Origin of the sequence: Barnesiella sp. An22, assembly GCF_963931395.1 — a bacterium.
GTDB lineage: Bacteria > Bacteroidota > Bacteroidia > Bacteroidales > Barnesiellaceae > Barnesiella > Barnesiella merdigallinarum.
Genome location: NZ_OZ007014.1, coordinates 280527 through 291849, shown reverse-complemented (window position 1 = coordinate 291849; position 11323 = coordinate 280527). Strand labels below are relative to the sequence as shown.

At 52.1% G+C, this 11323-nt stretch carries 12 protein-coding genes and 2 tRNA genes; 9 read left to right on the top strand and 5 right to left on the bottom strand.

Translation table 11 applies throughout. The features are described 5' to 3' along the window. The first annotated feature begins 177 nt into the window (after nt 1-177). The 9 genes from ABGT88_RS01215 to ABGT88_RS01175 all read left to right on the top strand — a co-directional run bounded on the left by ABGT88_RS01215 (nt 178) and on the right by ABGT88_RS01175 (nt 8679). Nucleotides 178-1035: a helix-turn-helix domain-containing protein gene (locus ABGT88_RS01215; RefSeq protein ID WP_346699961.1), complete on the top strand. Its 858-nt coding sequence runs from the start codon at nt 178-180 to the stop codon at nt 1033-1035. A gap of 48 nt (nt 1036-1083) precedes the next feature. Further along, nucleotides 1084-4320: a glycoside hydrolase family 2 TIM barrel-domain containing protein gene (locus ABGT88_RS01210; RefSeq protein WP_346699959.1), complete on the top strand. Its 3237-nt coding sequence runs from the start codon at nt 1084-1086 to the stop codon at nt 4318-4320. Between the two features lie 62 nt (nt 4321-4382). Beyond that, a complete protein-coding gene (locus tag ABGT88_RS01205; protein ID WP_087407797.1) occupies nt 4383-4883 on the top strand; it encodes a hypothetical protein in 501 nt (166 codons plus the stop codon). A gap of 39 nt (nt 4884-4922) precedes the next feature. Next, a complete protein-coding gene (locus ABGT88_RS01200; protein WP_087407798.1) occupies nt 4923-5195 on the top strand; it encodes a hypothetical protein in 273 nt (90 codons plus the stop codon). Beyond that, a complete protein-coding gene (locus ABGT88_RS01195; protein WP_087407799.1) occupies nt 5192-5473 on the top strand; it encodes a hypothetical protein in 282 nt (93 codons plus the stop codon). The genes ABGT88_RS01200 and ABGT88_RS01195 overlap by 4 nt, the downstream gene beginning before the upstream one ends. Nucleotides 5474-5515: 42 nt before the next feature. After that, complete coding sequence (locus ABGT88_RS01190) at nt 5516-6196, top strand: hypothetical protein (protein WP_346699956.1); 681 nt, start codon at nt 5516-5518, stop codon at nt 6194-6196. A gap of 353 nt (nt 6197-6549) precedes the next feature. Then, entirely contained in the window at nt 6550-6846 is a 297-nt protein-coding gene (locus tag ABGT88_RS01185) for a PadR family transcriptional regulator (RefSeq protein WP_258327635.1), read from the top strand. A gap of 11 nt (nt 6847-6857) precedes the next feature. Then, the gene (locus ABGT88_RS01180; protein WP_346699954.1) at nt 6858-7217 is read left to right on the top strand and encodes an HAAS signaling domain-containing protein; all 360 of its coding nucleotides are present in this window, start codon (nt 6858-6860) and stop codon (nt 7215-7217) included. A 217-nt stretch (nt 7218-7434) separates the two neighbouring features. Next, nucleotides 7435-8679, top strand: a complete 1245-nt coding sequence (locus ABGT88_RS01175; protein ID WP_346699952.1) for an alpha/beta fold hydrolase — start codon at nt 7435-7437, stop codon at nt 8677-8679. Between the two features lie 71 nt (nt 8680-8750). Here the strand turns inward: ABGT88_RS01175 and ABGT88_RS01170 are convergent. The 5 genes from ABGT88_RS01170 to ABGT88_RS01150 form a co-directional block, all read right to left on the bottom strand. Beyond that, nucleotides 8751-8823: transfer RNA gene (locus ABGT88_RS01170), tRNA-Gly, on the bottom strand. Between the two features lie 9 nt (nt 8824-8832). Then, nucleotides 8833-8915, bottom strand: a tRNA-Tyr gene (locus ABGT88_RS01165). A gap of 27 nt (nt 8916-8942) precedes the next feature. Next, nucleotides 8943-9434 carry a 6,7-dimethyl-8-ribityllumazine synthase gene (gene ribH / locus ABGT88_RS01160; RefSeq protein ID WP_087407801.1) on the bottom strand — a complete coding sequence of 164 codons (492 nt, stop codon included), beginning with the start codon at nt 9432-9434 and terminating at the stop codon, nt 8943-8945. A gap of 82 nt (nt 9435-9516) precedes the next feature. Continuing rightward, complete coding sequence (locus tag ABGT88_RS01155) at nt 9517-10188, bottom strand: tetratricopeptide repeat protein (RefSeq protein WP_087407802.1); 672 nt, start codon at nt 10186-10188, stop codon at nt 9517-9519. Nucleotides 10189-10352: 164 nt separating this feature from the next. Continuing rightward, nucleotides 10353-11318 carry an IS30 family transposase gene (locus tag ABGT88_RS01150; RefSeq protein WP_346699950.1) on the bottom strand — a complete coding sequence of 322 codons (966 nt, stop codon included), beginning with the start codon at nt 11316-11318 and terminating at the stop codon, nt 10353-10355. Nucleotides 11319-11323 lie beyond the last annotated feature (5 nt).

Below are 11323 nucleotides of genomic sequence, written 5' to 3'. Positions count from 1 at the left end.
AAGTTCATACACCACAAAAGTCGCCTCTCACCCGGGGCGACTTTTTTTGTTGGGCTCTACTTTTTCAGAACTTTTATCACTATTCAATCCAGGTACCGGGACAAATGGGTTGCACGACTGGACAAGAACTGTTATCTTTGGTCTCTATCTTTACAACAGAAGAATAGAGGTTTATATATGCACACGACCACAAAAACAGTATCTTCGGTTTCGAGTCACAACTCTCGGCAGGACCTTCCCATCTCGTTCGATGAGCTTGTCGCCAACGACGATGTCAACCTCTGCATAGCACCCGACCAACTTACCATTATCTTGTGTACCGGGGGGCGCAAAGAGCTGCAAATCAATTTTGCCGACTATACGCTAACGCCGGGCAGCCTCGCGTTCATCTATCCCAACTCGATGTGGCGGCCGCTGGCAACGAGCAGCGATTTCGAGGCTCATTATTTTTCTATCCAGGGGACTTCGGCCAAGGAGTGGAACGCCTTTATCGACCTCGATACGGTATTCTCGCTCAGCTCCTACATCGCCAAGCATCCCCACACCCAGCTTTCGCTCGACGAGACTCAGGTGATGACGCAGTACTTGAACCTGCTGAAAAGTCGCTACGAAGCGAATGCACAAGCCATCATCATACGCTTCATTCTCTCGGCCTTTACGCTGGAGCTGAACCGAATATTCACCGCCCGGGAGAAGAGCGACCGCTCCAAAATATCGCGACAGGAAGATATTTTGTGGAAATTTCTCACGCTGCTCAAGCAGTATCACAAGGAGGAGCGCACGGTCAACTTCTACGCCAACAAGATGTGCATATCGCCCAAACACCTTTCGTCGGTCATCAAGCAGATGAGCCACAAGACGGCTCACGAAATCATTGCCGACTTTGTGACCATGACCGCCAAACGGCTGCTGAAGACCACGACGATGAGCATTCAGGAGATTTCCGACGAACTGAACTTTGCCAACCAGTCGTTTTTCGGCAAGTTTTTCAAACAGAATACAGGCCAATCGCCCTCGGCATACCGCCGCAAATAACGGCACAACCATCGATCATCATTCACAAGAAAACAGATAACTATCCACATGAAGAACATGGCATTATTTCTATCGGCTATCTTCCTGCTATCAGGCTCGATCCGGGCTCAAGAGCAGCAGAATCGGTTTGCCGAACTTACCAACCCCCGGCTGATCGACATCAACAAGCTGCCGCCGCACGCTGCGTTTACGACATATCACAGCGCAGCCTCGGCTCTGGCCGGCGAACGGGAACGGGGCAGCGACTACCTGTCGCTGAACGGCACTTGGAAATTCCACTATACCGAACAGTTCCGTGAACGCCCCACCGACTTCATGCAACCCGGCTACGACACAACCGGGTGGAACACCATCGAAGTGCCGGGCAACTGGGAGTTGCAGGGATTCGGCGACCCCATCTATGTCAACATCGGCTACGAGTTCATTTCGCCGGGCTTCCCGCAATATCTGCAAGCTCCCAATCCGCCTATGGTGCCCGAGGCCTGGAACCCGACGGGGAGCTATCTGCGCACCTTCGACCTCCCCGCCTCATGGCAGGGAAAACGCATCGTCCTCTGTGCCGAGGCGGTGAAAGGGGCCGCCTACTTCTACCTCAACGGCGAGTTCATAGGCCTGTCGAAAACGGGCAAGGTACCGGCAGAGTTCGATATTACCGCTCAGGTTCGCCCCGGTACGAACACGCTGGCCGTACAGATGCACCGCTTCTCCGATGCCAACTACTTCGAGGGGCAGGACTTCTGGCGCCTCACCGGTTTCGAGCGCGACGTCTACCTCTATGCCCAACCGCAAACCCGGGTGGCCGACTTCGAGGTACAGTCGTCTCTCGACGAGTCGTACACCGACGGAGTGTTCCACCTTGGCATCGTGCTGCAAAACGACCAGACGAGCGCGCAACCGATGACCGTCGCCTACCAGCTGACCGACCGCTCGACCGGCAAGCCGCAAATCGTGGCCCAGGGCGAACAGACCATTACCCTCGACGCCTGCAACTCGAACTGCGTCAAGTTCGACGCCACCATCGACCGCGTCAAGGCCTGGACCGCCGAGACGCCTCACCTCTACGACCTGCTCATCTCGACCCGCAACAGCCACGGCGAAAACTGCGAATACATTCCCGCACGGGTCGGGTTCCGTACGGTCGAAATCAAAAACAGGCAACTGCTCGTCAACGGCAAGCCTGTCCTGCTCAAGGGGGTGAACGTGCACGAACACGACCCGCTCACCGGCCACTACGTGACCGAAGAGACCATGCTCAAGGATTTTGAATTGTGGAAACGATACAACGTCAATACCCTGCGCACCTGCCACTATCCGCAGCAAAAGCGCTTCTACGAACTGTGCGACGAATACGGCTTCTACGTCATCGACGAGGCCAATATCGAGACACACGGCATGGGCTACGACCGACGCAAGGGAGGCACGCTGGGCAACAATCCGCTCTACCTGCCGGTACACCTCGACCGCCTGCACGACATGGTCGAGCACGACAAGAATCACCCCTCGGTCATCATCTGGTCGCTCGGCAACGAGGCGGGCAACGGCTACTGCTTCTACGAGGCCTACCGCTGGCTGAAGCAGCGCGATGCCTCGCGCCCCATCCAGTACGAGCGGGCCGAACTGGAGTGGAATACCGATATCTATTGCCCCATGTACACCTCGCCCGAGGGCATCGAGCGCTATGCCCTCGACCCGGCGTCCGACCGTCCGCTCATCCTCTGCGAGTATGCTCACGCCATGGGTAACAGTCTGGGCAACTTCCAGGACTACTGGGATGTCATCGAAGCCCACGACCTGCTGCAGGGCGGTTGCATCTGGGACTGGGTGGACCAAGGCCTCGAGATGACCAATGCCCAAGGCGAAAAGTTCTGGGCCTACGGCGGCGACTACGGACCCACCGGCACCCCCTCCGACGGCAACTTCTGCATCAACGGCATCGTCTACCCCGACCGCCGCATCAAGCCCCAGACCATCGAGATGGGCAAGGTGTACCAGAATATCAAGTTTCTCAACTTCGACAAAACGGCCGGCACCATCGACGTGAAGAACGAATTTTTCTTCACCCCGCTCGACAAATATGACTTTGTCTATACGGTCAAAGGCAACGGCAAGAGTCTGAAGACCGGCCGGTTCGACCTGTCGCTGCCACCCCGCCAGCAAACGACCGTCGCCCTAAAAGGGCTGCCTGCCATGAACGACGAGGCGGTCGACTACCGCATCGAATTCGAGGCCCGGCAGAAAGAGGCCGAACCCTTCCTGCCCAAAGGCTATGCCATAGCCCGCGAACAGATAGCCGTGAAGCCGGCCGTAAGACCCGTGGCCCAGCCCTCGGGCGAATCGATTGCCCAGACCGAAAAGGGCAACTCGGTCTGCTTCTCGGGCCGGGATTTCGATATCACCTTCGACAAGACTACCGGTCTGATGACCTCCTACCGCTACAAGGGTTGTGAATATCTGCTCGACGGTTTCGGTCCCCGCCCCAGCTTCTGGCGAGCCCCCACCGACAACGACTACGGCTACAACTCGCCCCGCCTGCTGGGTGCCTGGAAAGAGGCCTCGCAACAGGCCCCCGAGGCCCGCTCGTTCACCGTCGAGCCGGGCGATGGCAGCACCCTGCGCGTGACCTGCCTCTACACCTATCCGCAAACCGGGGCCGAGTGGACCATCACCTACACCCTATTGGGTAACGGTGTGGTGAAGGTCGACAACACCCTGCGCCTGACCGACTCGCGGGCGCCCATGATTCCCCGCGTGGGGCTGCGCATGCAGATGCCCGCCTCATTCACCCGCCTCGAATACTACGGCCGTGGCCCGTGGGAGAACTACATCGACCGCCGCTCCAGCTGCTTCGTGGACCGCTATCGAGCCGATATTGCCGACCTCTACGAGCCCTATGTACGGCCGCAGGAGAACAACCACCGCACCGATGTGAGCTGGCTGGCCCTCTCGGGCAACCGGGGCAAACTGCTCATCGTGGCCGACTCGCTTGTCGAATTCAATGCCTCGAACCATACGCTCGAGTCGCTCGACAGCGGTGAGACCCGCGACGACGGTCGCCAACGTCCCGAGAATCCCCGTCAACGCCACAACTGCGACCCCAAACCCGAAGCGCTCGTCGACCTCTTTGTCGACTGCCGCATGATGGGTCTGGGCGGCGACGACTCCTGGGGGGCCAAGCCGCACAAGGTCTATCAGATAGACCCGGCCATCCGCAAGATTACCTATGGCTTTACCTTCGTTCCGCTCGGCAAAAGCGCCTCGATAGAGCCGGCCATCAAACAATACTGAAGAATACCGTTCACGCCCGGGCATAGTCCGGGCGTGAACATCAAAAAAAACAACAAACCATTATGTACCGATTTACCCATCTGCTCTTCGCGCTCTCGCTTCTGCTCCTCACCTCGTGCAGCCTGTTCAAAAGTCTCAACCTCACCTCCGACGACGTGACCCGCATCACCTCCGAATGTCTCGACGAAGACTACGACCTGGTCTACTACTCGACCCTGTCGTTGCTCCAGGCCGAACAGTTCACCATCGTCGAAGCCAACAAGGAGAGCGGCATCATACGAGGCATGCAATATTTCGAACGCGACGACGTGGAATGGAATCTGAAAGCCTTTGGCGAAGCCACCGAACGAGAATCGACCGAGGCGGTATTCCTGGTGCTGCCCCTCCCCTCGAAACAGACCGAGGTGAAGCTATCGCTCTACCGCAACGCGCTGATTGTTACCCGCAAAGACGGGCACAACCAGAAACAGGACTCCCGCACCATGCTGCTCACCGAGTCGACCTACGACAAGTGGCTCAACAAGCTGAAGGCCGAAATCAAACGGCGCAAACGCCTTTCGTAAGATACAACAGAAACAACCTTTCAAACCCTCCAAAAACTTATGTCCAATCTATTCGAATTAAACAAATATGAAAACCAGGTAGATACCCTCATCACGGTATGCTTCATTTTGTCGGCCATGAGCACTCTGGCCACCGCCATAGCCTGGATAGGGCTGGCAGCCTGCACCGTGCTGCTCGGCCTGCTGGTCTATTATCCCTTCTGGTGCAAGCGAAACGACGAATCCCTGTTTGTCCCCTGGTGGATTCTCTATTTGCTTTACTGGTGTGTATTTACTTATTGGACCGGTCATGATTTAATCGCTACGTTATGAAAAAGAAAAGCAAGTCGGTTATCCGCCTGAAATATATCGAGCTGATAGCCTTCGTCGAAACCGGGTTTGCCGCCCTCTGCCTCATCGTGGGGCACACATGGCTCATAGCCCTGTCGATAGTCCTGTTTCTGATACCGCTGTGGGGGCTAATCACCCACCGACGCTGGTGCCGGAAGCACAACGAACCCTATGCCAACTGGGAGATGCTCTATACCGTCGTCGCCTGGGCGGTGTATCTGTTTATCATATTGGTCATCTATTTCCACTTCGTTGCATAAGCAGGGAATAGAACCAATCACAAACATCTAAAACACACATCCATGAAAAACCAACTGCTCATCACAACAGCTATCCTCATTGCCCTGAACGGCATAAGTTGCAAACAGCAAGGCTCCACCACCTCGATCATCGGACAAGGTGACGGCCCTACCGCCATCTATATCGACGAACAGCCCGATTTCCTTTTGCGCAAAGGACTCGACCTCATACACGAGATGCACGATTTGGCCAACGACTCCAACTACATCAAATATGTTACGACCCATACCGAGATTACGCAACGAGTACGGGAGTTCGCCTCCGGCAACTACCAGTCGGACTACAAAGTATTTGCCATCGACAACCTGAAACCCTTCACAGACTACCTCACCCGGATGGCTCCCGGTCTCGATTCCAAACTCTACGAGCGGTTGTACCGGAGCATTCCCGCACTCATCAATGCCCAGTCGGGCTCCACTGCCATAGCCGCAACCTCATTGCTCACCGGCGAGGATGTATTCCACAGCAATCAACCCGAAGCTCCTTGCATATACCTCTACAGCTTCAACAAGGGCATCAACTGCCTGGTCTTGTTCATCCCCCAATCGGAGAAAATCGTACAGGCCTACGCCTCGTGGATTATCAACCGGCAACTGGGTCAGGTAAAGAATGCCGACGACGTAAAAACTTTCTTCAGAACGGTCTTGAATATCCCCGATATAGCTATCGAACAGCTGAAATAGTAGAGATATATCGCGACACGGAATCCTGGGAATAAAACATTTCCCCCCCTGTATCCATTTGGAGCTCATATCGCGTGCAGGGTGACTGGGAGTAATCGCCCCCGGAGTCATTCCGTGCCACGACGCGGAATCCAGAAATCCCGGCAAAGGGGAGCATCTGCAAACGACACGCTCGCAGCTCCCGCATCAAGCGGGAATGACAGGGTGCAGGCTGACATGTCCAGATCATTCCCCTCCACGATTTTATTTCCTTTTATTTTGTAAATTCAACATAACAATATACTTTTGTATCCGATATACATAGTATTACAATGTATCTAAAAATTATGCAGCAAGACAACTTGATAACACAGATGAAGAAAGGGATACTGCCTCTTGTCGTACTCCTAATCATAAGTAAACAAGACAGCTACGGGTATCAGATCTCTTCCGAAATAGAGAAGACACTGGGGTTCGAAGTAGCCGACGGCACCATTTATCCCATCCTGATGAGATTATGTAAAGACCAGGTCATCGAGCCCTACTGGGTACAAAAAGAGAGCGGCATGCCCAGGAAGTACTACAAGATTACAGAGGCCGGGAGAAAATACATGAACGATCTTACGGGCTATTATTTAAATATGACCGAACATATAGCACAACTAATTTAAGTATATATCCCATGAATACAGACTATCAAAACAGCAAACAATATTTACGTTACATGCACGAACTGGAGCATACCCTCAACGTATTGGATAATGAAACTAAAGCCGACATATTGAACGAATTGGCATCCCACATATACGAAAGCATGTGCATGATGCCCAACACGACTCTGCCGGAAGAGGAGCGTTTAAGCAAAGTTCTGAACAAACTGGGAAACCCGACAAGAATTGCCCAATCGTACATATCCGAAGCGCAGTTAAAAAAAGTCCTGATAAAAGGGAATCCTTTCCAAATCGTCAAATACGCAGGCATCTGCATGCTCCGCACCGGGAAATATCTGATTTCGGGTATATCCTGTACTTGTTCGGCATAACCTTCCTCATATTATCGATACTTAAAGTCTTTATACCCGACCACATCGGATTTTTCCACAACCAGGAGCAATTCTTCATCGGATATACTTCGGAGACGGACGCATCCATGAATGACATGCTTGGCTACTGGTTTATCCCCATAAGCCTCATTTTTTCAGGTATTCTGTATGTAACCGGAACGATACTTATAAAAAGAGATATTTCAAAAAAGCAACGATGAAAAAAAACTTACTACCGATACTTGCCGCGTGGGTATATGCGACAATATCATGTGCACAAGGCATCGACGGGAGCTGGCATGGCAACCTGGACTTTGGCGGGCAAAAATTAGGAATCGTTTTTCATTTCGGTACAGACCAGAACGGTAAGCCTTCGGGAACGATGGATGTACCGCAACAGGGCGCGATGAATATGCCGGTCAATCTTTCCCTGCTTACTCAAGACTCCATAAGTCTACACTTACCGGCTATCGGCATGTCATATAGCGGCAAGCTGGTGCAAGATAAAATCAGAGGCGTATTCACCCAGAATGGAGTATCATTTCCCATGAATCTGGAGCCGGGCAATATCGACAAGCCCAACCGCCCGCAAGAGCCGCTACCGCCTTTCGATTATCAAACCGAGGAGGTCTCCTTCACCAACCACCAGGCAAATGCCGTATTCTCGGGTACCTTAACCTACCCGACGGGGTATTCCCCGGAGAAACACGTGCCTGTGGTTCTGATGATCACCGGTAGTGGCCCGCAAGACCGCAACGAAGAGGTGTTCGGGCATAAACCCCTCTTGGTGATTGCCGACTACCTGGCCAAAAACGGCATCGCTTCATTGCGCTATGATGACAGAGGTGTGGGACAATCGACCGGCAACCGTACGGAATGCACCTCAAAAGATTATGCCGAGGATGCAGCCAGCGGACTGCAATGGCTGAAAGAGAGTGGAAAGTTCGGTAAAATCGGCGTATTGGGACACAGCGAGGGCGGCATGATTGCTTTCATGCTGGCCGCCGAAGGTAAAGCCGATTTTGCAGTAAGCCTGGCAGGACCTGGAATAAAAGGAGACACCCTACTGGCCGAGCAGCAAAATGCCGCATTACGGCTTCACGGTCTGCCGGCCAACCAAACGGCACAGAGGGTAAGGGATGAAACAAAAGCTCAACCCGAGAATATTTGGTTGAACTATTTCATAAATTATGACCCGGCTCCAACCATTGCACGCATAACCATTCCCGTGATGGCTCTCAATGGCAGCAACGATATGCAAGTGATCCCCTACACGAACCTGAATGCCATCCAAGAGCTGTTGAAAAAGAAGAATAAAAAGAACCTGTTCAAGGAGTATCCCGGGTTGAACCATCTGTTTCAGCATTGCCAGACCAACAATTCACTGGATTACTATACGATTGAAGAGACCTGCTCAGAAGAGGTTCTTCGAGATATTGCCGATTGGATTAACCAGTTGTAATCACGATTCCCCCAGACGGCAGAAAACAAAAACACCCGGCGGAGCGATTCTCTACCGGGTGTTTTTTGTAGAGCGGAAGACGAGGCTCAAACTCGCGACCCTCAGCTTGGAAGGCTGATGCTCTATCAACTGAGCTACTTCCGCAATTTTGTGTGGGCAAAGATGGATTCGAACCACCGAAGGCGAAAGCCAGCAGATTTACAGTCTGCCCCATTTGGCCACTCTGGAATTTGCCCTGAAAGCGTGTGCAAAGATAATACGCTTTATTTTAATTTGCAAACGAAATCGTGCATTTTTATCGCCGTAACGGCAGCTTCGTCACCTTTATTTCCCAATCGGCCTCCGGCACGGTCGCGCGCCTGCTCCATGTTATCGGTAGTGAGAACCCCGAAAATAAAGGGGATACCGAAGAGGGTATTGAGATGAGTAATGCCCTGCGTCACACTCTGGCACACATAGTCGAAGTGCGGAGTATCGCCGCGCACCACACAGCCGATGGCGATAACGGCATCGGGCTGATAAAACTCGGCCATCTGTTGCGAGGCAAACGTCAGCTCGATGGTACCCGGCACGCGGGCCACAAAGATGTTTTCTTGTTTCACACCGTTGCGTACGAGGGTATCGACAGCCCCTTTCAGCAGGGCATCGGTAATCTCGGCATTCCACTCGGCAGCGGCAATAGCCACCCGCATCTCCGACGCATCGGGCATGCTGTTGGCATCGTAGTCCGATAGATTGTGATAGGCAGTAGCCATAACTATTCCTTCCTTTTTTTCGAAATAAGGCCGCCTTTCTTGCGAGAGACGGCCTTATCGTTATGTGATTAGATAAACTTGATTACTTGCTTTGAGCACGCTCGATGTAGCGTTCGATGCCGCGGGCGTCGTTCGAGGTAGGATATTTGTCCTTAATCTCCTGATAGAGTTTCACGGCAGCCTCTTTGTTACCCAGCTTCTCATACACGGCGGCAGCCTTTTTCAAATAGACGGGGCTGAATACGGCGTTGTCCGAAGCCTTGGCAGCTTTCTCGAAATATTTCACGCTCTCGTCGTATTTCTCCATATCGACCAAGCAGTTGCCGATAGCAGCCATCACGGCAGGAGCCAGAACCGATTCGTCGGCGCTGAATTTCGAGAGGTATTTCTGGGCGTTCTCATATTCGCCTTTTTCGTAGTAGGCCAGACCCAGATAGGCGTTTGCCAGATTGCCGGCAGCCGTCGAGCCATATTGATCGACGATAGCCAAGAGGCCGTCGAATTTTTCATTACCGTTGATTGCCAAGTCGATAGAGTCGTTTTCAAAAGCCATTACAGCCTGATACATAGCAGCTTGTGCCTTGTCTTCGCGGGGCAACAGGTAGAAGTGACGCACACCCAGGATGGCACCGATAACTACCACCACGATAAGCAGACCCCACAAGAGAGGTTTCTGATACTTTTCAACAAACTGTTCCGACATCGAGAGAGCTTCGTTCATTTTCTCAAGCTCGTCTTTTTCTTTTTCTGCCATATTTTTCTTGTCTTTTAATTATTTTTATCCTCATGTTCAATCCCTACGCGGGGAATTGAGTGACAAAAGTAACTTATTTCTTTATATAAATAAAATTTCATCTTCATTTTTTTGTAGTTGAAGCACTAATAGCGCGAGGGTAGAGTCCAACAGCAAATGCAAAACTACAAAACGTTTATGAAGAATCTGTATTTGGGCGAATCAAAATTAAGTTTTTCCCGAGGTCTTCGATTCAATTTCTTTTGTATCTCTTTGATTTTCCAGTCGGAGAAATCCTGAAAGTTGGCCTTTTTTGGGATATATTTCCGAATAAGCTTGTTTGCATTCTCAATGGCTCCTTTCTGCCAGGCTGAATAAGCATCCGTAAAATAAACCTTAACTGGCGGCCTACCTTTGAGGCTGAGTTGTTTGGTTATCTCCTGATGTGCTGCAAATTCACAACCGTTGTCGGTGGTAATCGTATGTATCGTTTGCCTATATGGGAACAGCAGTCGGATGACCGCCCGGGCCGTCGGTAGGGCTTTCCGTCCCTGAGGCAACTTTTCCATGAGTATGAAATTGGTCGAACGTTCGGTTAGGGTGACGATGGCATGACCGCAGGAGTCGATGATGGTGTCCATTTCCCAATCGCCGAATCGGGTTCCGTCTGCCTCCTTGGGGCGCTCGTGTATGCTTGTGCGGTTGGGTATATTGGTCGCTTTTGTCGGACACAGGATTTTGCCTCGCTTTTTGTATTTGAGCCCATGAGGCATATGCAGAGCCAGTTTCCCGGTCGTATCGGCATGGACATGGTTGTAGATGGTCTGCTTGGCGATGTGGATACCTTCTTTCCTGAGTACTCCCGCTATCTGGGCCGGAGACCATTCCTCCTCTTCGATCATGCGCTCAATTCGCCACCATAGATCTTCCGGTTTCCTGTGATGGCCCTTAAATCCGTGCTTGCGGCTATCACACTGCCTCTGAGCATATTTCCATATATACTCTCCTTCCGGCTTTGAGTTGCGCCTGATTTCCCGACTGACTGTCGATTTTGATACTCCTATTTCCTCTGCTATGCGAGAACGGCTCCATTTCCTTTTCAGACCAAGATATATTTCATATCTTTGGGCTTCGATTAGTTGATTTGACATGGCAA